At 66.0% G+C, this 23,463-nt stretch carries 18 protein-coding genes; 3 read left to right on the top strand and 15 right to left on the bottom strand.

Annotation, left to right across the window (positions count from 1 at the left end; all coding sequences use genetic code 11):
• Positions 1 to 34: 34 nt before the first annotated feature.
• The gene (gene betB, locus RTW82_RS01085; protein ID WP_043240754.1) at positions 35 to 1,507 is read right to left on the bottom strand and encodes a betaine-aldehyde dehydrogenase; all 1,473 of its coding nucleotides are present in this window, start codon (positions 1,505 to 1,507) and stop codon (positions 35 to 37) included.
• Positions 1,508 to 1,869: 362 nt separating this feature from the next.
• On the opposite strand from betB, the gene RTW82_RS01080 reads away from it, so the two are divergent.
• On the top strand, positions 1,870 to 3,405 hold the full coding sequence (locus tag RTW82_RS01080) for a BCCT family transporter (protein WP_184488570.1): 1,536 nt from the start codon (positions 1,870 to 1,872) through the stop codon (positions 3,403 to 3,405).
• 680 nt (positions 3,406 to 4,085) lie between these two features.
• On the opposite strand, the gene betI is transcribed toward RTW82_RS01080, so the two are convergent.
• The 6 genes from betI to RTW82_RS01050 all read right to left on the bottom strand — a co-directional run bounded on the left by betI (position 4,086) and on the right by RTW82_RS01050 (position 10,563).
• Positions 4,086 to 4,679, bottom strand: coding sequence for a transcriptional regulator BetI (betI, locus tag RTW82_RS01075; RefSeq protein WP_021218177.1), 594 nt, complete (start codon positions 4,677 to 4,679; stop codon positions 4,086 to 4,088).
• A gap of 204 nt (positions 4,680 to 4,883) precedes the next feature.
• Positions 4,884 to 5,738 carry a glycine betaine ABC transporter substrate-binding protein gene (locus RTW82_RS01070; protein ID WP_021218176.1) on the bottom strand — a complete coding sequence of 285 codons (855 nt, stop codon included), beginning with the start codon at positions 5,736 to 5,738 and terminating at the stop codon, positions 4,884 to 4,886.
• Positions 5,739 to 5,870: 132 nt separating this feature from the next.
• Positions 5,871 to 6,815: a choline ABC transporter substrate-binding protein gene (locus tag RTW82_RS01065; protein WP_184488459.1), complete on the bottom strand. Its 945-nt coding sequence runs from the start codon at positions 6,813 to 6,815 to the stop codon at positions 5,871 to 5,873.
• A gap of 51 nt (positions 6,816 to 6,866) precedes the next feature.
• Positions 6,867 to 7,751, bottom strand: a complete 885-nt coding sequence (locus RTW82_RS01060) for an ABC transporter permease (protein ID WP_021218174.1) — start codon at positions 7,749 to 7,751, stop codon at positions 6,867 to 6,869.
• A gap of 2 nt (positions 7,752 to 7,753) precedes the next feature.
• On the bottom strand, positions 7,754 to 8,950 hold the full coding sequence (locus RTW82_RS01055; RefSeq protein ID WP_021218173.1) for a glycine betaine/L-proline ABC transporter ATP-binding protein: 1,197 nt from the start codon (positions 8,948 to 8,950) through the stop codon (positions 7,754 to 7,756).
• A gap of 671 nt (positions 8,951 to 9,621) precedes the next feature.
• Positions 9,622 to 10,563: a choline ABC transporter substrate-binding protein gene (locus tag RTW82_RS01050; RefSeq protein ID WP_043240749.1), complete on the bottom strand. Its 942-nt coding sequence runs from the start codon at positions 10,561 to 10,563 to the stop codon at positions 9,622 to 9,624.
• 267 nt (positions 10,564 to 10,830) lie between these two features.
• On the opposite strand from RTW82_RS01050, the gene RTW82_RS01045 reads away from it, so the two are divergent.
• Together RTW82_RS01045 and RTW82_RS01040 are read left to right on the top strand one after the other, a co-directional pair.
• Positions 10,831 to 12,207 (top strand): L-serine ammonia-lyase, encoded by a 1,377-nt coding sequence (locus RTW82_RS01045; RefSeq protein ID WP_316924011.1) that lies wholly within the window; start codon positions 10,831 to 10,833, stop codon positions 12,205 to 12,207.
• A gap of 414 nt (positions 12,208 to 12,621) precedes the next feature.
• Complete coding sequence (locus RTW82_RS01040) at positions 12,622 to 13,722, top strand: GlxA family transcriptional regulator (protein WP_021218170.1); 1,101 nt, start codon at positions 12,622 to 12,624, stop codon at positions 13,720 to 13,722.
• Positions 13,723 to 14,017: 295 nt separating this feature from the next.
• Here RTW82_RS01040 and RTW82_RS01035 read toward each other — a convergent pair whose 3' ends face one another.
• From RTW82_RS01035 to RTW82_RS01000, 8 genes are all read right to left on the bottom strand, one after another.
• On the bottom strand, positions 14,018 to 14,263 hold the full coding sequence (locus RTW82_RS01035; protein WP_021218169.1) for a hypothetical protein: 246 nt from the start codon (positions 14,261 to 14,263) through the stop codon (positions 14,018 to 14,020).
• A gap of 31 nt (positions 14,264 to 14,294) precedes the next feature.
• On the bottom strand, positions 14,295 to 15,074 hold the full coding sequence (locus tag RTW82_RS01030) for an electron transfer flavoprotein subunit beta (RefSeq protein WP_021218168.1): 780 nt from the start codon (positions 15,072 to 15,074) through the stop codon (positions 14,295 to 14,297).
• Positions 15,064 to 16,296, bottom strand: coding sequence for an electron transfer flavoprotein subunit alpha/FixB family protein (locus RTW82_RS01025; protein ID WP_316924010.1), 1,233 nt, complete (start codon positions 16,294 to 16,296; stop codon positions 15,064 to 15,066). Before RTW82_RS01025 ends, RTW82_RS01030 begins: the two co-directional genes overlap by 11 nt.
• A 46-nt stretch (positions 16,297 to 16,342) precedes the next feature.
• Complete coding sequence (gene dgcB, locus RTW82_RS01020; protein WP_316924009.1) at positions 16,343 to 18,307, bottom strand: dimethylglycine demethylation protein DgcB; 1,965 nt, start codon at positions 18,305 to 18,307, stop codon at positions 16,343 to 16,345.
• Positions 18,308 to 18,408: 101 nt separating this feature from the next.
• Positions 18,409 to 20,469, bottom strand: coding sequence for a dimethylglycine demethylation protein DgcA (gene dgcA, locus RTW82_RS01015; RefSeq protein ID WP_031287283.1), 2,061 nt, complete (start codon positions 20,467 to 20,469; stop codon positions 18,409 to 18,411).
• 16 nt (positions 20,470 to 20,485) lie between these two features.
• Complete coding sequence (locus RTW82_RS01010) at positions 20,486 to 21,016, bottom strand: DUF5943 domain-containing protein (RefSeq protein WP_316924008.1); 531 nt, start codon at positions 21,014 to 21,016, stop codon at positions 20,486 to 20,488.
• A gap of 139 nt (positions 21,017 to 21,155) precedes the next feature.
• The gene (locus RTW82_RS01005; protein ID WP_316924007.1) at positions 21,156 to 22,133 is read right to left on the bottom strand and encodes a dipeptidase; all 978 of its coding nucleotides are present in this window, start codon (positions 22,131 to 22,133) and stop codon (positions 21,156 to 21,158) included.
• A 217-nt stretch (positions 22,134 to 22,350) separates the two neighbouring features.
• Positions 22,351 to 23,361, bottom strand: coding sequence for a GlxA family transcriptional regulator (locus RTW82_RS01000; RefSeq protein WP_184488466.1), 1,011 nt, complete (start codon positions 23,359 to 23,361; stop codon positions 22,351 to 22,353).
• Between the last annotated feature and the right edge of the window lie 102 nt (positions 23,362 to 23,463).

Raw genomic sequence — 23,463 nt, 5'->3', positions numbered from 1 at the left:
TCAGGGCTCCTGGCTTCCCGCTTCGGGCTGCCGTTTAGAAGACGGAGAAGTAGTCGCCGAGCTCGACCTGCACCGACTTGATGCGGGTGTAGTGGGCGAGGGTGGTGAGGCCGTTCTCGCGGCCGACGCCGGACTGCTTGTAGCCGCCGACGGGCATCTCGGCGGGCGACTCGCCCCAGGTGTTGATCCAGCAGATGCCGGCTTCCAGCTTGTGGATAACCCGGTGGGCGCGGGCCAGGTCGCGGGTGACGATGCCGGCGGCCAGGCCATAGTCGGTGTCGTTGGCGCGGCGGATGGCTTCTTCTTCGGTGTCGTAGACGAGGATGCTCATCACCGGGCCGAAGATTTCCTCGCGGACGATGGTCATCTCGTCCGTGCAGTCGGTGAACACGGTCGGGGCCACGTAGGCACCCTTGGCGTACTCGCCGTCGGTGACGCGCTCGCCGCCGATCAGCAGGCGCGCGCCTTCCTTGCGGCCGGACTCGATGTAGCCGAGCACGCTTTCCATGTGCGGGAAGCTGGTGAGCGGGCCGAAGTTGGTGTTCTCGTCCTGCGGGCTGCCCAGGCGGATGCGCTTGACGCGCTCGACCACCTTGGCCTCGAAGCGGGCCTGCAGCACGCGCGGGATGAACACGCGGGTGCCGTTGGTGCAGACCTGGCCGGAGCTGAAGAAGTTGGCCATGACGGCGATGTCGGCGGCGCGGTCGAGGTCGGCGTCCTCGAAGATGATCAGCGGCGACTTGCCGCCCAGTTCCATGGTCACTTCCTTGAGGGAGGAGCTGGAGGCGCTGGCCATCACCTTCTTGCCGGTGGCGGTGCCGCCGGTGAAGGAAATCTTCTCGATCTGCGGGTGCTCGGTCAGCCACTGGCCAACTTCGCGACCGCTGCCGGTGAGAACGTTGAACACGCCGTCCGGCACGCCGGCTTCGGTGTAGATCTCGGCCAGCTTGAGGGCGGTCAGCGGGGTCACTTCGCTGGGCTTGAAGATCATCGCGTTGCCGGCGGCCAGGGCCGGGGCGGATTTCCACATGGCGATCTGGATCGGGTAGTTCCAGGCGCCGATGCCGGCGACCACGCCCAGGGGTTCGCGGCGGGTGTAGACGAAGCTGGTTTCGCGCAGGGGGATCTGCTCGCCCTCGATGGCGGGCACCAGGCCGGCGTAATACTCGATCACGTCGGCACCGGTGACGATATCCACGGCGCGGGTCTCGGCCAGGGGCTTGCCGGTGTCCAGGGTCTCCAGGGCGGCCAGCTCGTCGTTGCGCTCGCGGAGAATCTCCACGGCGCGGCGCAGGATGCGCGAGCGCTGCATGGCGGTCATCGCCGCCCACACCTTCTGCCCTTCGATGGCGCTGGCGACGGCGCGCTCGACGTCTTCCTTGCCGGCGCGCTGGACGTTGGCGAGGACCTCACCGTTGGCCGGGTTGATGCTCTCGAAGGTGGCGCCGCTGGTGGAGTCGACGTAGCGACCGCCGATGTAGAGCTTCTGGTCTTCGAATCGGGCCATGGGGTTCGTCCTCTCAGGTCTCGTTTGCGCAAGGCGGGCCGCGCTCGGGGCGGGCCCTTTGTCGGAATCCCGGGCACGGCGAAGGTGCCCGGAAGCGTGAAAACGAGCCTACTTTATTTTTATTGAACGTTCAAACAACAAAGAATAAGCTGCGCTCCATGAACGGGGCTGCGGCAGTTCGCCGCACCTCTTCAGGCCGCATTGCAGAGGCTTCGCCGGGTTACATGAGCGGGTCGGCAGGGCGGCGCGGGTCTGTCGTTGCGCCGTCAGGCGCGTGCTTTCACTGCCCTGGAGCTCTTCTCCACATGAGTACCGCTTCCCTTGCGCTGCATCCCGAGTCGCGTGCGCGGCTCAACCCCGTGGTGTTCTTCGGTTCCACCGCGTTGATCCTGATCCTCACCGTCGCCCTGATCCTCTTCCCCGAGGGGGCCGGGCTCTGGCTGAACAAGGCGCAGAGCTGGCTCTCGCGCAGCTTTGGCTGGTACTACATGCTGGCCATCGGGGCCTACCTGTTCTTCGTGCTCTACGTGGCCTTCTCCCGCTATGGCAACCTGCGCCTGGGGGCGGACGGTGACCGGCCGGACTTCAGCTACGGCGCCTGGGCGGGGATGCTGTTCTCCTCGGGCATCGGCATCTCGCTGCTGTATTTCGCCGCCTCCGAGCCCATCGACCACCTATACAACCCGCCGGAAGGCGAGGCAGGCACCGAGCATGCGGCGCGCCAGGCATTGCAGCTGACCTTCCTCCACTGGGGCGTGCACGGCTGGGCCATCTACGCGCTGGTGGGCCTTGCCGTGGGCTACTTCGCCTACCGCCACAAGCAGCCGCTGGCGCTGCGCTCGGCGCTCTACCCGCTGTTCGGCGAGCGCCTGATGAAGGGCTCGGTGGGCAACGCGGTGGATTGCTTCGGCATCTTCGTCACCCTGCTGGGCCTGGTGACCAACCTCGGCATCGGCTCGCTGCAGGTGTCCTCCGGCCTGGAGTACCTGTTCGGCTATCCCCACAGCCAGGGCGCGCTGCTGACGGTGATCCTGGTGATGAGCGCGGTGGCGACCCTGGCCGCGGTGTCGGGGATCGAGAAGGGCATCCGCCGCCTGTCGAACCTCAACATCATCCTGTTCAGCGGCCTGCTGCTGTTCGTGCTGCTGGCCGGTGACACCCTGCACCTGCTCAACGGCCTGGTGCAGAACCTCGGCGACTACCTCAACGGTCTGGTGCTGAAGACATTCGACCTCTACGTCTACACCGGCCAGTCCGGCAAGAGCGAGGCGTGGATGGGCCTGTGGACCCTGTTCTACTGGGCCTGGTGGATTTCCTGGGCGCCCTTCGTCGGCATGTTCATCGCCCGCATCTCCCGCGGCCGCACGGTGCGCGAGCTGGTCTGCGGCGTGCTGCTGATCCCCCTGGGCTTCACCCTGGCCTGGCTGTCGATCTTCGGCAACAGCGCCCTGGACCTGGTGATGGACCAGAACGCGGCCGAGCTGGGCAAGGCGGCGCTGGAGCAGCCGGCGATGTCCATCTACCTGCTGCTGGAGCACTACCCCTGGGCCAAGGCGGTGATCGGCCTGTCGATCTGCGTGGGCTTCGTGCTGTTCCTGACCCCGGCGGATTCCGGCTCGGTGATGCTCGCCAACCTGTCGCGCAAGGGCGGCGAGCTGGACGAGGACGCGCCCAACTGGCTGCGCATCTTCTGGTCGGTGCTGATCACCCTGGTGACCATCGGCCTGCTGTTCGCCGGCAACTTCACCGCCATGCAGACGGTGGTGGTGCTGGCCGGCCTGCCGTTCTCGGTGGTGCTGCTGCTCTACATGTTCGCCCTGCTCAAGGCCATGCGCACCGACTTGGAGGCGCAGGAGATGAACCGGCACTCACCGGTGATCGCGCCCGGCCCCGTCTGACCGGCCCGCAATGAGCAACGCCCCAGGGGAAACCCCGGGGCGTTTTCGTTTGTGGCGGATGGCTCCGTCCGTAGGGCGGGTGAAACCCGCGAAAGCCCTGTGCCGCCGATGTCGGGTTGCACCCGACCTACATGCCCCACCATGGCCAACGTAGGGGCGATTTCAATGGCTCTGTCTGCGTTAAGTATTGCTAGAGGATTTGAGTCCAGCTGATTGCCGAGCTTTGCTGGTGCTTCTGGTTTCGCCCACCCGGGCGAGTCCCTTTTAACAGTCGCCTTAAAAGGAACCAAAAGCGCTCGCCCCTGCATACGGGTCTGGCTTCGCCAGACTCCCCTCGCTCCATCATCGTTCCAGGGGCACGCCGCGAAGGGCCATCCCTGGCCCATCGCGGCTCTCGCGACATCCATGTCGCTCAACCCCTTCCACGACGATTTGCTCGGCCTCCTGAAAGGGGCATTTGGCGGCTGCTCCAACTTTCTTCGTCCAACGCATCACCACGTGGTGCGCACGGACTTTCGTAGGATGGTGTAGAGCGAAGCGAAACCCATGCGGTGGAGGTGGCACGAACCTTGTGGCGCCCGGAAAGTGCCGTGCTTGAGCGCCTGCACTAAAACCAAAAAGCTAACGCCGACAGCGCCATTTCAATCGCCAAGCGGCGCGCAGCGCCGCCATTACGCGCGTCAGCCGGTCGCCTTGGCCAGCTGCAGGTCGAGGTAGTCGTAGGCGATCTGCAGCGCCTGCCGGGCGTTGAAGGTGGTGCCGGTGAGGGCGCTGCGCAGCCACAGGCCGTCGATCAGCGCGGCCAGGCCACGGGCGGCGGCGCGGGCGGGTTCCTGGGGCAGCACGCGGCGGAATTCGCAGCACAGGTTGGAGTAGAGGCGGTGGTCGTTGACCCGTTGCAGGCGGCGCAGGGCGGGCTGGTGCATGCTGGTGGCCCAGAACGCCAGCCAGGTCTTCATGGCCGGGCCGTTGACCTGGCTGTCGTCGAAGTTGCCGTCGATGATGGCGCGCAGGTGCGCCCGCGCGGAGTCGTCGCCCAGGGCCGCGCGACGTTCGCGCACGGCCGTGCTCAGGGCCTGCATCAGGTGGCGCATGGTGGCTTCGAGCAGGCCGTTCTTGTCCTTGAAATAGTGGCTGATGATGCCGTTGGAGACACCGGCGAGGCGGGCGATGTAGGCGATGCTGGCATCGCCCATGCCGACCTGGTCGACGGCTTCGAGGGTCGCGTTGATCAGTTGCGAACGGCGGATCGGCTGCATTCCGACCTTGGGCATCAGGCACTCCAGACGACGAATTCGGACGAAGGAAAGCGCGCAGTCTAGGGCGTATCAAATTGATCGATCAATCAAGAAGGTCGCTTCAAGGATGACCCGTCGGTCAAAGGCATGCGCCGTGAAGCGTTGGAAAAGGCGGGAGGCATAACGAAAAACGGCGATGCGCACCGGGGGCACGCATCGCCGTCGAGAGGTTGCCAGCGCTTACTTAAGCCATTCGGCCACGCGCTCGGGGTTCTTGGCGATCCAGGCCTTGGCGGCCTCTTCGGGCTTGGCGCCCTCGCGGATGGCCAGCATCACGGCGCCCACTTCCTCGCCGTTCCAGGAGAATTTCTTGAGGAAAGCGGTGGCTTCCGGCGCCTTGGCTTCCAGGCCCGGGTTGACCACGGTGTCGACGTGCTCGTCGTCGCCGAAGACCTTCTTCGGGTCCTCGAGGAAGCGCAGTTTCCACTTGGCGAACATCCAGTGCGGAATCCAGCCGGTGACGACGATGGGCTTCTGCGCCTTCTCGGCGCGGGTCAGGGCGGTGGCCATGGCCGGGCCGGAGCTGGGCATCAGCTTGATGTCGAGGTTGTACTGCTTGATGGCGTCTTCGGTGCGGCGCATCACGCCGGCGCCGGCGTCGATGCCGGTGATCTTGCCGTCGAAGTCCTTGCTGTATTTGTTCAGGTCTTCGATGGATTTGGCTTGCACGTAGTCGGGCACGATCAGGCCGATCTTGGCGCCCTTGTAGTTGGAGCCGAGGACCACGACCTTGTCTTTCAGCTTCTCGAAGTATTCGCCGTGGGTGGCGGGCAGCCAGGCGGAGAGGGTGCCATCCAGGTCGCCGCGGGCGATGCCCTGCCACATGATGGCGGGCTCGACCGGCTTGAGCTCGACGCCGTAGCCGAGTTTCTCCTTGAGGATCTCGCCGGCGACGTGGGTGGCGGCGACGCTATCGTCCCAGCCGTTGACGTAACCGATCTTCAGGGTGGGTTTGTCAGCGGCGTGGGCGCCGAGGCCGATGGCCAGGGCGGCGATGCCGATGGATTGCAGACACAGGGACTTCAGCTTTCGCATACGTAATGCTCCATCAGGTGGGATTGGCAGCTAGCTACGTTGGATGCCACGGGCCCGTTCTCGGGCGGGCTGTGTGGCGCTGCACGCCACGGCCCGGTGGGGCCGTGGCGGCAGGAGACGGGAAGCGGAAAATCAGAGGCCGACGTGTTTCTTGACGGCGGCGGCGCCGTCCTGGCCATCGAGGGTGGTGACGCCGGCCAGCCATTTGTCGAGGATCGCCGGGTTGGCCTTGATCCAGTCCTTGGCGACCACGACCGGGTCTTCCTTCTTCAGGACGCGGTCCATCAGCTGGCTTTCGATCTCGACGCTGAACTGCAGGTTGTTCAGCAGCTTGCCGACGTTGCCGCAGCGCGCTTCGTAATCCGGCGGTACCACGGTGTAGACCTTGGCGGCGCCAAAGTCGGGGCCGAACACGTCATCGCCACCGGAGAGGTAGGTGAGGTCGAACTGGGTGTTCATCGGGTGCGGGGCCCAGCCGAGGAAGACCACCGGCTCCTTCTTCTTCACCGCGCGTTGCACCTGGACCAGCATGCCGGCCTCGCTGGACTCGACCATGCGGAAGCCGCCGAGACCGAACTGGTCGCCCTTGATCATCTTGTCGATCAGCAGGTTGCCGTCGTTGCCCGGCTCGATGCCGTAGATCTTGCCGCCCAGCTGGTCCTTGAACTTGGCGATGTCCTGGAAGCTCTTCAGGCCCGCTTCGGCGGCGTAGGTGGGCACGGCCAGGGTGTACTTGGCGCCTTCCAGGTTGGCGGTCGGCAGCACCTTCACGCCGTTGCCCTTGGTGAAGGGCTCGATCACGGCGTCCATGGAGGGCGCCCAGTAGCCGAGGAACACGTCGATCTGCTTGTTCTTCACGCCGGTGAAGGCGATCGGTACAGAGGCCATGATCTTGCGCGGGGTATAGCCCAGGCCCTCGGTGAGGACCATCGCGACGCCGGTGGTGGCGGAGATGTCGGCCCAGCCGATCTCGGCGAAACGCACCTGTTTGCAGCTCTCCGGGTCCTGTGCCCACGCGCCTTGCACCAGCGCGCAGGCCAGCAAGCCGGCACCCGCGATCTTCTTCATGTTCATCATCTGCAACTCCCTGCTACTGGAAAGTGATGGCTTCTGTTTTCTAGGTATACGTTATTGCCGTTGCAGCTTGGCCCGCGCGCTCAGCCAGCCGAACAGACGGCCGCGGGAAGCGGTTTGCGGGGTGCCGAAGCTTTCGGTGATGCGGTCGAGGATGATCGCCAGCAGCACCACGGCCATGCCGCTTTCGAAGCCCAGGCCGATGTCCAGGCGCTGGATACTGGCGAGCACGTCGTTGCCCAGGCCGCCAGCGCCCACCATCGAGGCGATGATCACCATCGACAGCGCCATCATGATGGTCTGGTTGACCCCGGCCATGATCGACGGCATCGCGTTCGGCAGCTGCACCTTGTATAGCAGCTGCCAGCTGGTGCAGCCGAAGGATTGCCCGGCCTCGACGATTTCCTTGTTCACCTGGCGGATGCCGAGGCTGGTGAGGCGCACCGCCGGCGGCATGGCGAAGATCACCGTGGCGATGATCCCGGGCACGCGGCCGAGGCCGAAGAGCATGGCGGCGGGGATCAGGTAGACGAACGCCGGCATGGTCTGCATGAAGTCGAGGATGGGACGGATGATGTAGGCGACCCGTTCGCTCTTCGCCGCCCAGATGCCCAGGGGCACGCCCAGCAACAGGCTGATCAGGGTGGAGGAGAAGGTCAGCCCGAGGGTGACCACCGTCTGTTCCCAGAAGCCGGTGAGCACGATGAGCACGAAGGCGGCGGCGGTGAACAGGGCGAACTTGACGCCGATGCGCCACAGCCCGAGGCCGACGAAGACGGCGATCACCAGCCAGGCCGGCGGCCACATGAGGAAGCGTTCGATCAGCTCGGAGAAGCCGCTGACCACCGCGCCGATGTTCTCGAAGGCTCCGCTGTAGTTATCCAGCAGGTGCTGGACGACGTCGTTGACCCAGCTGCCCAGATCCAGTTTCTCGCTCATGGTCATTCTCCCTGCAGACGGCTAAGCAGGCGGCCCTTGCTGATGGCGCCGCAGTAATGGCCGTCCTGATCGACGACAGGGATGGGGCCTTCGTTGTCCACCAGGCGTTCGATCACCTGTTCCAGCGGAAGGTCCTCGGGTACCGGCACGATGTGCTTGAGCAGTTCAGGCTCCAGGCACTTGTTCTGGCCTTCTTCCACCAGCAGGGCGATCTTCTCCAGGCTGATAGAGCCGCGGAACTTGTTGTCCTCGTCGACGATGAAGGCGTAGTGCTTGTCCAGCGCCTGCAGCTCCTGGCACACCTGCTGGGCGTTGGGCGCCTTGCCGTTATGCACGTAGAGCGGGACGCTATCGGACTTGAGCTGGCCAGCGGTGAGGTAGCGGCTGGTGTCGACGGTGTCGAAGAAGTTGCGCACGTAGTCGTTGGCGGGCTTCTCGATCAGCTCCTGCGGGGTGCCGACCTGGACCAGCTTGCCGCCTTCCATGATGCCGATGCGGGTGCCGATGCGCATGGCCTCCTCGATATCGTGGGAGACGAAGATGATGGTGCGGCGGTGGGTCTTCTGCAGCGCCAGGAGGACGTCCTGCATCTCGCGGCGCTTGAGCGGGTCGAGGGCCGAAAAGGCCTCGTCCATGATGATCATCGAGGGGTCGACCGCCAGGGCGCGGGCCAGGCCGACGCGCTGCTGCATGCCGCCGGACAGCTCGTGGGGGTACTTCTGCGCGAAGGGTGCCAGGCCCACCTGCTCCAGCACTTCCATGGCGCGCTGCTCGCGTTCCTTCTTGCCCTTGCCGGCCACTTCGAGGCCGAAGGCGGCGTTGTCCAGCACGGTGCGCGAAGGCATCAGGGCGAAGGACTGGAAGACCATGCTCATGTCGCGGCGACGCAGGTCGATCAGTTGCGCCTTGGGCAGCTTGGCGACGTTCTGGCCGTCGATGAACACGTCACCGGCGGTGGGCTCGATCAGCCGGTTGATCAGGCGGATGAGCGTGGACTTGCCCGAACCGGAGAGGCCCATGAGCACGAATATCTCGCCTTCCTCGACGCTGAACGACACGTCGCTGACGCCGATCACCGCGCCACGTTCGGCGAGGATCCTTTCCTTGCTCCAGCCTTGCTTGAGCAAGTCGATGGCTTCTTGTGGCTGTTGGCCGAAAACCTTGTAGAGGTTCTGGACAACGATTTTTCCAGACTGCATGGGATGGTTCCCCTTCAGTAGACATCCAGATCAGCTACACGGGACCGGACGGGCGCCACGGGGACGCGCCGACAGGCGATGCCGACTGTTATTGCCTGTGTGGGTTTACTGGTTCCAGGGCTTGGCAGGAGAATCGCGCGACCGGCGGAGCGGGCTAGGCACTGCACGGATTCGAGGATTCGCCATGACACCTGAGGTGTATGGACGAGCGTTCGATTCCTTGAGTTCCTAACCATCATTCCGCTGTTTTGCAAACCGCTTTCCAAACCCTCTGGCAGTGCTACGAAACCCTGTCCTTGGGTCGATCAACACCTCGTCCTGAGGTGTGCGTACATCCGAAATTTCTTGTAGGGCGGGCGCCTTAGACATTGGCTCCGCCGTTTTCTGTTCTTCGGTCCAGGGCTGAGGGCCCAGGTCTGTCAGTTCAGGCTTGAAAGGACAGCGACGAAATCGGCTGAGTCAACGATATAGCCTCGGTAGCCGGGCAATTGTCGGTTTACGACCCTGACGTGTTGGGCGACGACACAAGGCCGGTTGCCGAAAAAAACCATAACAGAAATTTTTCACCTGTTGGGGGTGCTGAAACCCGCGCAGGGCGCGGGTTTCAGGGGTTGACACGGCCTCAGGCAAGAGCTGCCGGGGGCTACAGCGGATTCGAGAAAAAGCGAAATTCATGGCGCTGCGGCGAGCCCGAGGGCGGCATTCGCCATTTTCCCGTCGCGGGTGGTGACGCCCACCAGCCACTTCTCCAATTGCTCCGGATGCGCCTTCAGCCAGGCCTTGGCTTCGCGCCGGCGGTTGGTGCTCTGGTTGAGGATGGCCCCCATCAGGTGGTTCTCCATATCCAGGCTGAACTCCAGGTTGCCCAGCAGGCGTCCGAGGTTGGGGCATTCCTTGGCCAGACCGGCGCGGGTGTTGGTGTAGACAGTGGCGCCGCCGAAGTCGGGGCCGAAGTAATCGTCGCCGCCAGCCAGGTAATGCATCTGGAACTGGTTGTTCATCGGGTGCGGCTCCCAGCCGAGGAACACCACCCATTGCTTGAGGTGTTCGGCGCGCTTCACCTGGGCCAGCATGCCACTCTCGCTGGACTCCACCAGCTTGAAGTCGGCGAGGCCGAACGCCTTGTCGTCGATCATCTTCTGGATCAACTTGTTCCCATCGTTGCCAGGCTCGATGCCGTAGAGCTTGCCGCCCAGTTCCTTCTTGAACTTTGCCAGGTCGGCGAAGCTTTTCAGGCCGCCGTCATAGGCGGCCTGGTTGACCGCCAGGGTGTACTTGGCGCCCTTGAGGTTGGCACCGAGGGTGTCCACGCTGCCGTTCTCGCGGTAGGGCGCGATGTCGTTTTCCATGCTCGGCATCCAGTTGCCGAGGAACACGTCGATCTTCTTTTCCGACAGCGCCTTGTAGGTGTCGGGCACCGAGAGCCGCTTGACCTGGGTGCTGTAGCCGAGCTCGGCGAGCACGTAGCGGGTGACGGCGGTGGTGACGGTGATATCGGTCCAGCCGACATCGGCGAAACGGACGGTCTTGCAGGATTCCGGTTCAACGGCGGCCTGTGCCAGCAGCGGGGTGCAGAGCGCTACGGCCAGGAACCGGGGGATCAATGGGTTCATGGGGACTTCCACAGCAGAGTCGAGGGGATGGCGATCGCCTGTCCGCGCGGCGAACGGACTGCTGCTGGCCGGTGCGGGTGCGCCCGGATCATGTGACGAAGTCGTGCGGGCTTCTACGAAGCAGGTCGCAAGCAGGAAGGTGCTGTCGCTTTTTCATCCACGACGCCGCGGCGTATTTGGACACGAGCGGGTCGGTGTGGGACGCCGGCTCGCGGCGGAAATGCAGATGATGTCGGCGACGCCCCATCACCCGTCGCGGAGACCATCGTGGCTATCAGCGTGTTCGACCTGTTCAAGATCGGTATCGGTCCTTCCAGTTCCCATACCGTCGGCCCCATGCGCGCTGCGGTGCTCTTCGTCGGCGCCCTGCGTGAGCGCCAGTTGCTGGAGCGGGTGACGCGCCTGGAGGTGAACCTCTACGGCTCGCTTTCCGCCACCGGCATCGGCCATGGCACCGACCGCGCCGTGATCATGGGCCTGATGGGCGAGTGGCCGGACCGCATCGACCCCAAGCAGATCGCCCCGCGCATCGCCGAGCTGCTTGCCAGCGGCACCTTGCCGCTGGATGGCCGCCTGCCGGTGCCCTTCGACTGGCAGCGTGACATGCGCCTGCTCGACGAGAACCTGCCCTACCACCCCAACGCCATGACCCTGGTGGCCGTCGGCGAGGACGGCGAGCTGCACCGCGACACCTACTATTCCGTCGGCGGCGGCTTCGTCGTCGATGCCGAGCAGGCCGCCGCAGGCCAGCTCGACCAGGACCACACCCGGCTGCCCTATGACTTCTCCAGCGCCGAGGAGCTGCTGCAGCTGTGCAAGCGCCATGGCTTGCGGGTTTCCGAACTGATGCTGGCCAACGAGAAGGCCTGGCGCAGCGAGGTGGATATCCGCGCCGGGCTGCTGCGCCTGTGGGACGCCATGCGCGAATGCGTGGACAACGGCCTGAGCCAGGAAGGCATCCTGCCCGGCGGCCTCAATGTGCGTCGCCGCGCCGCCAGGCTGCACCGCAGCCTGCAGGAACTGGGCAAACCCAACGTCATCGGCTCGACCATGAGCGCCATGGAGTGGGTCAACCTCTTCGCCCTGGCGGTGAACGAGGAGAATGCCGCCGGCGGGCGCATGGTCACCGCGCCCACCAATGGCGCGGCGGGCATCATCCCGGCGGTGCTGCACTACTACATGAAGTTCAACCCCGAGGCCTCCGACGGCGACGTGGTGGACTACCTGCTGGGCGCCGCCGCCGTGGGCATCCTGTGCAAGAAGAACGCGTCCATCTCCGGCGCCGAGGTGGGCTGCCAGGGCGAGGTCGGTTCGGCCTGCGCCATGGCCGCCGCCGGCCTGGCCGAAGTGCTCGGTGCTACCCCGGAACAGCTGGAGAACGCCGCCGAGATCGGCCTGGAGCACAATCTCGGGCTCACCTGCGACCCGGTGGGCGGGCTGGTGCAGGTGCCCTGCATCGAGCGCAATGCCATCGCAGCGGTGAAGGCCATCAACGCGGCACAGATGGCCTTGCGCGGCGACGGCGAGCACTTCATCTCCCTCGACCAGGTGATCCGCACCATGCGCGATACCGGCGCGGACATGCACGACAAGTACAAGGAAACCTCGCGCGGCGGCCTGGCCGTCAGCGCCATCGAATGCTGACCCGCTTTCGCTCCCCGGCGCGTCGCCTTGCCAGCTTTTGGTGCGACGCCCCGGGGCGCTGCCAGCGCCCCGCGTGACCATTCGGTCACCTGCGCTGCCGTCCGTCTGTTACGCCCGGTATTCCTGGATGTAGCGGGGTGACAACGGCACCACCAGCGGGTGCTACCTAATGCCCCAGACCCCAGGATTCACGCGGCCTGGCGGTCGTTAACAGAATATTTCTGTCGCTCTCGCCTAGCCCCGCTGGCATGGGGTTTGGATGCGCTTATGCATTTTTATTGAACGGCTGAACAATTTAGGCATGACCTTTGCCTCGTATCAGGGGCAACCGTCTGGGTCAGTCGCCGTACCAGAACCATAAGAAGAGAACCTCGCAACGAAGGTTCACAGCGTGTTTAGCGTGAGGGTTTTCAGATGTCACAGTCCAACCAGGGCTCCCAGCCCCAGAACCGCGCACCCCAATCCATCGGCTTCCTGCTGCTGGACAACTTCACCCTGATCTCCCTGGCCTCGGCAGTGGAACCGCTGCGCATGGCCAACCAGCTGTCCGGCAAGGAGCTCTACCGCTGGTTCACCCTGACCCAGACGGGCCTGCCGGTAAGCGCCAGCGATGGCTTGCAGATCACTCCCGATGCGGGCCTGGAGAACGCCCCGGCACTGGATGCGGTGATCGTCTGCGGCGGCGTCGATATCCAGCACAGCGTTACCCGTGAACACCTGCAGTGGCTGCAATCCCAGGCGCGCCAGGGCCGCCAACTCGGCGCCGTGTGCACCGGCAGCTGGGCGCTGGCCAAGGCCGGCCTGCTCGATGGCTACGACTGCAGCGTGCACTGGGAATGCCTGGCGGCGATGCAGGAGGCCTTCCCCCGCGCCGCCATTACCACCCGCCTGTTCTCCATCGACCGCAACCGCAACACCTCCTCCGGCGGCACCGCGCCGATGGACATGATGTTGCACCTGATCGCCCGCGAGCACGGCCGCGAACTGGCGGCGGCGATCTCCGAGATGTTCATCTACGAGCGCATCCGCAACGAGCAGGACCACCAGCGCGTGCCGCTCAAGCACATGCTCGGCACCAACCAGCCGAAGCTGCAGGAAATCGTCGCGCTGATGGAGGCCAACCTCGAGGAGCCCATCGATCTGGACGAACTGGCCTGCTACGTCGACGTGTCCCGCCGCCAGCTGGAGCGCCTGTTCCAGAAGTACCTGCACTGCTCGCCGTCGCGCTACTACCTGAAGCTGCGCCTGATCCGCGCGCGCCAGCTGCTCAAGCAGACGGCGATGTCGATCATCGAAGTGGCCTCGGTGTGTGGCTTCGTCTCCACGCCGCACTTCTCCAAGTGCTACCGCGAGTACTTCGGCATCCCGCCGCGTGACGAGCGCGCCAACCAGAACGCCAACGTGGTGGCGCTGGTGCCCATGCCGGAAGACCTGATGCGGCCTTCGTCCTCCACCGCCATGGCGGCTCTCACCCGCGCCCAGGGCGAGTCCACCTTCGCCAGCGTGCGCTTGTAAGCCTTGCACCGGGGCCGCCTGGCGGCCCCGGTCATTTCAATCCTACCGACGTGCCTCGGCTCTTCGCGGTTGAAACCGCTCCCACAAGGTGACGCCAATGCTTGGTGGCGGGCTCCAGTCTTGTGGGAGCGAATTCATTCGCGATGCTTTTCGAGCAGCCCGGCCAGCGCCAGGGTCATGTCTGTGCCCGAGAGTGATGGGTTTCGCTTCGCTCTACGCCATCCTACGGGGCTGTGTGCATGGGTTCCGGGCATGAAAAAGGGCGCCATCGGCGCCCTTTTTCGTGGCGGGTGGATCAGCGCGGTACCAGCGCCGGCAGCAGGGTACGGGAGATGGCCTCGCGCACGTTGGGCAGCAGGGTGGCGCGGCCTCCCAGCAGTTCCTCCACCAGGCGCCGCAGGGCCACGGCGCGTTCGGGGCTGAGGCCGCTTACGGCGTGTTCGCAGGCCTGTTCGGCGCTCACCCCCGAGGGAATGGCCAGCCCCAGCGCCACCAGGCGCTCGCGGAAATCTTCCTGGTCGATCAGATCGGCATGCATCATGGCCTGTCTCCTCCGGTCATCGGGCTGCGCGTCAGCGCAGCACTCCTTCTTCCATCAACAGCTTGAAGATAGCCTCGGCACCCTCGTCTGGCGACAGGTCCTTGAGCACCTTGCCGCCCCCGCCTGAAGCCTTGGCCGTGGCCGCCTTCATGCGCTCGGCGCCGGTCTTGGCCTTGATCACCTTGAGGCGCTTGGGCCTGGGCCGTGCCGGCTGCAAGCGTGCCTCGGCCAGCAGCGCGTCTTCAACCACCTCGACGTCGCAGGCCTTGAGCGTGCCGCGTCGCGCCGGGCCGAAGGCACTCTGGCGTCCCACCGGGGCGGCGTTGTCGACGCTGGCGAGAAACGGCAGGCGCACCCGCAGGCGGCGCCGCTGGCCACGGGGCAGGGCTTGCAGCACCTGGGCCACGCCGTTCTCCACCTTCTCCACTTCGGCCAGGCCCACCACCAGCGGCCAGCCGAGCCGCTCGGCCAGCAGGAAGGGCAGCATGCCCGAGCCTTCGCCGGTTTCCGCCTGGCTGCCGGTGAGCACCAGTTGCGCACCGGCCTCGGCGAGGTAATCGGCCAGGGCGGGTAGCGCGTCGGCCTGGGCGGGTTGTTCGAGCACGGCGATCTGCGCCAGGCCCATGCCCAGGTAGGCGCGCAGGGCCTCCTCGCGCGGGTTGCCGGCGTGCAGCACCTGCAGGCGTTCGCCACCCAGGCGCAGGCCGAGTTCCACGGCCCGCGCGTCCTGTTCCGCACGCCGTGGGCGGCCGGAGGTGGGGTGAGCGCCGACCGAGACCAGGGCGACGATGTTCAGTGCGTCATGCGGCATCGCGTGCGCCTCCCTGACGGTGTGCGGTGATCCGTTCGATCAGTGCGGCGAGGATGGCGCCGGAGTCGCCGATCACCGAGAGATCGGCGCGTTTGATCATGTCGCAGCCCGGGTCCATGTTCACCGCGATCACCTTGTCGCAGGCGCCTATGCCCTGCAGGTGCTGGATGGCGCCGGAGATGCCCACCGCCAGGTAGACCCGCGCGGTGACCCAGGTGCCGGTGGCGCCGACCTGGCGGTTGCGCGGCATGTGGCCGTCGTCCACCGCGACGCGGGAGGCGCCCTCGGTGGCGCCCAGTACCTTGGCCGCTTCGTGGAACTGCGCCCAGTCCTTCACGCCGTTGCCGCCGGACAGGATGAATTCGGCCTCGGCCATGGGGATCTGCGCCGGGTCCACGGCCACCGCGCCGAGGTCCTCGATGCGCGGCAGGCTGCGGGCGATGCTGGCCTGCAGCTCGATGGGGCTGGCTTCGTGACGGGTCTCGCTGACCGGCTCGGCGCACTCGGCGGCGGCCAGGATCAGCCGCGGCGTGGCGCGCACCAAGTCCTCGCGACCGGCACCGGCGCGACCGCTGCAGTGCTCGCCATCCACCTGCCAGACGCGGGTGGCGGGGCGCTCGCCGAGCTTGGCGGCCAGGCGCCGACCCAGTTCGCCACCGCCGCTGCGGCTATCAGGCAGCAGCCAGTGGCGCGGGGCTAGCTGGCTTTCCACCGCGCTCAGGGCCAGTACCCGCGCTTCCGGCGCGTAGCCGTCGAAGGCCTCGCCCTGGATGCGCAGGATGCGGTCGATGCCGGCGCTGTCGAAGGCGGTTTCCTTGTCGTCGCCGAACAGCACCGCGACCACCGCGCCGTCCGGGCCTGCGAGCTTGCTGGCCAGGCCGAGCAGGTCCTTGTCGTGGCTGCCGAGTCGGCCGCCGACCATGTCCGGCACCACGGCGATGTAGAACGCCGGTTGCGCCACCACATGCAGCGGCAGTTGCACCGCCTCGCTGGCACCGCTGCGCTTGCTGTTGGTGCCCTGCTGGGCGCCGCTGCGGTCGATGCGCTTGATGCCGGCGGGGCCGATGAAGCCGGCGGCGATGGCGTGGGGGTTCTTGCGGATGACGCCGTTGGGCCCCATCCAGCGGGTCTGGCCCTGCTGCTGCATTGCGGCATGCAGGGGGTGCAGGCGATTGCGGGCGATACGCTCGGCACGCGGGTCGCGGCGGATGATGTCGCTCATCGTTGTATCTCCGTGCGGGAGGGGCGCAGGTGGGCAAGGCGTTGCATCAATGCACCTCCGCCACGGCTTCGCGTTTCGCCGCTGCCGGCTTCTTCGCTTCTGCCGGGGCCTCGACCAGCACCTCGGCCACCAGCTCGGCGATGTCCTTGATCTCCGGGCGCGGCGCGACCACGCCTTCGAGCATCGCGGTGCATTGCGGGCAACCCACGGCCACCACCTCGGCGCCGGTCTCCTTGATGTCGACCATGCGCATGTCGGGGATGCGTTGCTTGCCGGGGATGTCGGTGATCGGTGCGCCACCGCCGCCGCCACAGCAACGGGAGCGGAAGCCGGAGCGGGCCATTTCCTTCACCTCGATGCCGATGGCCTTGAGCACGGCGCGTGGGGCTTCGTACTCGCCGTTGTAGCGGCCCAGGTAGCAGGGGTCGTGGTAGGTCACGGCACCGGCCTTGCTCTGGCCGAGGTTCAGCGCGCCGCCCTGTACCAGTTCGTCGATGAAGGTGCTGTGGTGCAGCACCTGGTAGTGACCGCCGAGGGCGCCGTATTCGTTCTTCAGCACGTGGAAGCTGTGGGGGTCGCAGCTGACGATGCGCGTGAAGCGGTACTGCGAAAGCGTGGCGATGTTGCGCCGGGCCAGCTGCTGGAAGGTGGCTTCGTCGCCCAGGCGCCGGGCCACGTCGCCGCTGTCGCGCTCTTCCAGGCCGAGCACCGCGAAGTCGACGGCGGCGGCCTTGAGGATCTTCACGAAGGCCCGCAGGGTGCGCTGGTTGCGCATGTCGAAGGCGCCGTCGCCGACCCAGAACAGCACGTCGGCCTGTTTCTTCTCGCTCATCAGCGGCAGGTTCAGGTCCGCCGCCCAGTTGAGCCGCCCGCCGGGGGCGAAGCCGCCGGGGTTGTCGGTGGCGATGAGGTTTTCCAGCACCTCGGCGCCCTTGTTCGGAGTGGCGCCCTTTTCCAGGGTGAGGTGGCGGCGCATGTCGACGATGGCGTCGACGTGCTCGATCATCATCGGGCACTCCTCGACGCAGGCGCGGCAGGTGGTGCAGGACCAGAGCGTCTCGGCGTCCACCAGGGCCTTGCCCTGCAGGGCGACGATGGGCTGGTGCGGGGCGCCGCTGTGTTCGCCCAGGGGCTTGCCTGGGTAGGGGCTGCCGGCGAAGTTGGCGTCATTGCCGCCGGCCAGGCCGATGACCATGTCCTGGATCAGCTTCTTCGGGTTCAGCGGCTGGCCGGCGGCGAAGGCCGGGCACATGGCCTCGCACTTGCCGCACTGCACGCAGGCGTCGAAGCCGAGCAGCTGGTTCCAGGTGAAGTCGGTGGGCTTCTCCACGCCCAGGGGCGCGCTCGGGTCGGCCAGGTCCAGGGCTTTGAGGCCGGTGGAACGGCCGCCGCCGAAGCGTTCGGCGCGGCGGTGCCAAGCCAGGTGCAGGGCACCGGCGAAGGCGTGCTTCATCGGCCCGCCCCAGGTCATGCCGAAGAACAGCTCGGACACGCCCCAGGCCACGCCGACGGCGAGGATGGCCGCGAGGAACCAGCCGCCGAAGCCGGCCGGGAGGATGCCGGCCACCGGCAGGGTGGCGATGAAGAAGCTCGCGGCGAACATCAGCAGGCTCTTCGGCAGGCGCATCCAGGGGCCTTTCGACAGCCGCGAGGGCGGGTCGAGGCGGCGCTTGGCGACGAACAGCGCGCCCACGAACATCAGCGCCGTGGCACCCAGCAGGGCGAAGCCGAGGATGCGGCTGTGCAGCCCGAAACCATGCACGAGGATCGCCAGCAGCGCCGCCAGGACGAAGCCGCCGGCCGTGGCCACGTGGGTCTTGGACATGTACGTGTCGCGCTCGACCACGTGGTGCAGGTCCACCAGGTAGCGGCGCGGCATGGCCAGCAGGCCACCCAGCCAGTCGACCTTCGCCGGCCGGCCCCGGCGCCACATGAGGAAGCGCTTGGCGGCGCCGAGTACGGCCAGTGCCAGGGCGACGAAGAGCAGGATGGGGAGAATAGTGTTCAGCATTGCAGCTCACCCGGTTGGGGAGCTGGAAGCCGGAAGCTGGAAGCTGGAAGCGGTGTGTGCCGCTCTTGGCTTCAAGCTTCAGGCCTCCAGCTTCAAGCTTCTTAGAAGTCCTTGCACAACCGCAGGGCGTCGTAGATCGCCGCGTGCACGTTGCGCGGTGCGCCGCAGTCGCCGATGCGGAACAGCAGGTAGCCGTCGCCGGTTTCGGCCAGGCAGGGCTGCGGGCGGATCTCGAACAGTGCGTCGACGTCGATCTGGCCCTTGTTGCGCGAGCCCTGCTTGAGCGCGTAGTACAGGCTCTCGTCGGGGCGCACGCCGTTTTCGATGACGACCTGGTCGACTACGCGTTCCTCGCGGGCGCCGGTGTATTCGTTCTCCAGCAGCGCCACCAGCTTGTCGCCCTCGCGGTAGACCTTCTCCAGCACCAGGTCGCCGGTCATGATCACTTCCTTGGGGTACATGCTGCGGTAGTAGGTGGGGAAGGTGGTGCCGCCCATGGCGACGCCGGGCTTGGTGTCGTCGGTGACGATCTCGACCTGGGAGCCCTTCTCGGACAGGTAGTCCGCCGCCGACATGCCGCCGAACTCGCAGATGGTGTCGTAGACCAGCACGTTGCGGCCGGGCGCGACCTTGCCGTCGAGGATGTCCCAGGCGCTGACCACCAGGCCTTCCGCTGCGCCCCAGTGTTCGTTCTGCTCGATGAAGGGATGGCCGCCGTTGGCCAGGACGACGATGTCCGGGCGCAGATCGAGGATGGTATCCACATCGGCACCGGTGCCCAGGCGCAGGTCGACGCCGAGGCGGGCGATCTCCAGCTGGTACCAGCGGGTGATGCCGGCGATCTGGTCGCGCTGCGGTGCCTTGGCGGCGATGCTGATCTGCCCGCCGAGCTGGTCCTTCTTCTCGAACAGGGTCACGTCGTGGCCGCGTTCGGCGGCGACGCGTGCCGCTTCCATGCCGGCCGGGCCGCCCCCGACGATGACCACCTTGCGCTTCTTGCCGGTGGTCTTCTCGATGATGTGCGGCAGGCCCATGTACTCACGGGTGGTGGCGGCGTTCTGGATGCACAGCACGTCCAGGCCCTGGTACTGGCGGTCGATGCAGTAGTTGGCGCCGACGCACTGCTTGATCTGGTCCACCTGGCCCATCTTGATCTTGGCGATCAGGTGCGGGTCGGCGATGTGGGCGCGGGTCATGCCGACCATGTCGACGTAGCCGCCTTCGAGGATGCGCGTGGCCTGGTTCGGGTCTTTGATGTTCTGCGCGTGCAGCACCGGGACGTTGACCACTTCCTTGATGCCGGCCGCCAGGTGCAGGAAGGGCTCCGGCGGGAAGCTCATGTTGGGGATGACGTTGGCCAGGGTGTTGTGGGTGTCGGCGCCGGAGCCGACCACGCCGATGAAGTCGAGCATGCCGGTGTCGCAGTAGTACTTGGCGATCTGCTTCATGTCCTCGTGGGACAGGCCGTCCGGGTGGAATTCGTCACCGGAGATGCGCAGGCCCACGCAGAAGTCGGGGCCGACTTCCTCGCGCACCGCCTTGAGCACTTCCAGGCCGAATTTCATGCGGCCTTCGAAGGTGCCACCCCATTCGTCGGTACGCTTGTTGACGCGCGGGCTCCAGAACTGGTCGATCATGTGCTGGTGCACGGCGGAGAGCTCGACGCCGTCCAGGCCGCCGGCCTTGGCGCGGCGCGCAGCCTGGGCGAAGTCGCCGATGACGCGCCAGATCTCTTCGATCTCGATGGTCTTGCAGGTGGCGCGGTGCACGGGCTCACGAATACCGGAAGGCGACATCAGGGTCGGCCAGTTGAAGCCGTCCCAGCGCGAACGCCGGCCCATGTGGGTTATCTGGATCATGATCTTGGCGCCGTGCTTGTGCATGGCGTCGGCGAGGTTCTGGAAGTGCGGGATGATGCGGTCGGTGGAGAGGTTCACCGAACTCCACCACTGCTGCGGGCTGTCGCTGGAGACCACCGACGAGCCGCCGCAGATGGCCAGGCCGATGCCGCCCTTGGCCTTCTCCTCGTAGTACTTCACGTAGCGCTCGGTGGTCATGCCGCCATCGGTGGCGATGACCTCGGCGTGGGCGGTACTGAGCACGCGGTTGCGGATGGTCAGTTTGCCGATCTGGATCGGCTGGAACATTGCTTCGAACGCCATGATGCCGTGCCTCGCCTCAGAGGGGTTTGACGGTGAACAGGCCATCGTCGTGGCCTGCTTCCGAGCCGCTGTAGACCTGCTCGGCGACGGTGCGGATGCTGCTGCCGCGCGCGGCCAGGATCTGGTCCATGGCCCCGGCGAACCAGCCGGTGAACATGTAGTCGACCTTGCGCCCGACCTTGCCGTAGACGTAGACGAAGGCGGAGTGCTCGAGCTTGACGCTGGCGGTGCCCTTGTCGAGGTCGATGTCCTGGATCTTGAACAGGCCCCAGCCGCGCTGGGACAGGCGCTTCATGTAGTGCTCGAACACCGCGACGCCTTCCAGGCCGTGGCATTCGGCTTCTTTCTCGCACCAGTGCCAGGCGGACTTGTAGCCGGCCTTGTAGAGGATCTCGGCATAGGCGTCGGCGCCCAGCACCTCTTCGATGCCGATGTGGTTGTTGACGAAGAAATGCCGCGGCACATAGAGCATGGGCAGCGCGTCGCTGGTCCAGACGCCGGTTTCGCTGTCGACTTCGATGGGCAGTTCGGGGACGTGTTTGGCCATGTGGATAACTCCGAATTCAGGTCAGGTATCGGGCGGATGGTGCTTCAGTCATCCGCCGCAGAGATGAGCCACCGCGCGGTGGGCTGGTGGATGAAAAGAGCGTCATCCACCCTACGTTCGTGTTCGGTTCGGGCCGGCGTCATTCGCCCCAGACGTCCTTGAGGACATTCACCCAGTTCTCGCCCATGATCTTGCGCACCACGCGTTCGCTGTGGCCGCGTTTGAGCAGGGTTTCGGTGAGGTTGGGGAATTCGCCCACGGTGCGGATGCCCAGCGGGTTGATGATCTTGCCGAAGTTGGTCAGGCGCCGGGCGTAGCCCTTGTCGTGGGTCAGGTACTCGAAGAAGTCCTGGCCGTGGCCCTGGGTGAAGTCGGTGCCGATGCCGATGGCGTCCTCGCCGACGATGTTCATCGTGTATTCGATGGCCTCGGCATAGTCGTCGATGGTGGAGTCGATGCCCTTGGCGAGGAAGGGCGCGAACATGGTCACGCCGACGAAGCCGCCGTGGTCGGCGATGAACTTCAGCTCTTCATCGGACTTGTTGCGCGGATGTTCCTTGAGGCCCGACGGCAGGCAGTGGGAGTAGCAGACGGGCTTCTTCGATTCGAGGATGACTTCCTCGGAGGTCTTGGAGCCGACGTGGGAGAGGTCGCACATGACGCCGACGCGGTTCATCTCGGCGACGATCTCGCGACCGAAGCCGGAGAGCCCGCCATCGCGCTCGTAGCAGCCGGTACCCACCAGGTTCTGGGTGTTGTAGCACAGCTGCACGATGCCGACGCCGAGCTGCTTGAACACCTCGACGTAGCCGATCTGGTCTTCGAAGGCGTGGGCGTTCTGGAAGCCGAAGAGGATGCCGGTCTTGCCCTGTTCCTTGGCCTTGCGGATGTCCGCCGTGGTGCGCACGGGCATCACCAGGTCGCTGTTCTCGCGGATCAGCTTCTGGCTGGCGGCGATGTTGTTCACCGTGGCCTGGAAGCCTTCCCAGACGGAGACGGTGCAGTTGGCCGCAGTCAGGCCGCCCTTGCGCATGTCCTCGAAGAGTTCGCGGTTCCATTTTGCGATGATCAGGCCATCGATGACGATGCTGTCGGCGTGCAATTCGGCTGGGCTCATCAGGCTGTCCCCTTTTGATTCTTGGCGCGCCGAATCTTCTGCCGGCGCTTTGAACCGAGCATATCGCCGGGGCTTTCGGCGCTATCGCGCAAAAACGACCGGGGTATTGCCGAAAGCGTCAATGCGGGGTCGTGGATGGGCAAGACGGTTGGCCGCGGGGTTGGCCGACGCGCACGGGGGCGATGGGGAGTGCGGGGTGAACGGCACCGATCTGCGTTCAGATGCGCTGATCCGTCGTTGATCGTGTCGGGCGTTGCGTGTGCGTGCCGGGTGGCGTCGCTTCGCTGGCCGGGTGTTCGTGGCGGTCTTGGCTGGGACAGGCGGCGAAGCGGTTGCGGTAGCAGCGGGAGAAATAGGAAGAGGATTCGAAGCCGCAGGCGAGGCCGATCTCCAGCACGCCCATGTCGGTCTGGCGCAGCAGCTGGCGGGCCTTCTCCAGGCGCAGGGCCAGGTAGAAGCCGGACGGCGTGTCATCCAGGTGCAGGCGGAACAGGCGCTCCAGCTGGCGCGGGGTGACACCCACCAGGGCGGCCAGCTCGGCGGAGCCCAGGGGCTGCTCGCTGTGGCGCTCCATCTCGCCGATCACCTGCACCAGCTTGCGGTTGTGCACGCCGTAGCGACGCGTGATCTGCATGCGCTGGTGATCCTGGCGGGTGCGGATGCGACCGAGGACGAACTGCTCGGAGACCTCCACCGCCAGTTCGTCGCCGTGGTCGCGGCCGATCAGGGTGAGCATCAGGTCGAGGGTGGCGGTGCCGCCGGCGCTGGTAATGCGGCGGCCATCGATTTCGAACAGCTCCTGGGTCGGCAACAGGCCGGGGTAGCGCTCCTGGAAGGCGTCGATGGCCTCCCAGTGCAGGGTCAGGCGCTGGCGGGCGAAGAGGCCGGCCTCGGCGAGCACGAAGCTGCCGGTGTCGATGCCGCCGAGGGTGGCGCCATCGAGGTCGGCGCGCTTGAGCCAGTGGGCCAGGCGCGGGGTGAAGCTGGCCAGGGGTTCGAAGCCGGCCACCACGAACAGGCTGTCGCTGGCGCCGGGACGCTCCAGCCCCGCGTCGACGTTGAGGGACATGCCGTTGCTGCCTTGCACCGCGCCGCCGTCCACGCTCAGCAGGCGCCAGCGGTAGAGTTCGCCACGGAAGCGGTTGGCCACGCGCAGGGGCTCGATGGCGGACATCAGGCCCATCATGGAAAAACCGGGCAGCAGGAGGAACCACAGGGTCTGGGGCATGGAAGGCATCCTCTCGGGGCATCACCACACTAGAAGGCAGGATGGCGCGCAAGGCAATGCAGGAGGTCGTTCCCGTTCAACATTCGGTCGTTTTAGTTCGAT

Source organism: Pseudomonas sp. zfem005, assembly GCF_032621735.1.
GTDB lineage: Bacteria > Pseudomonadota > Gammaproteobacteria > Pseudomonadales > Pseudomonadaceae > Metapseudomonas > Metapseudomonas solani.
This window is presented reverse-complemented; position numbering and strand designations above follow the sequence as displayed.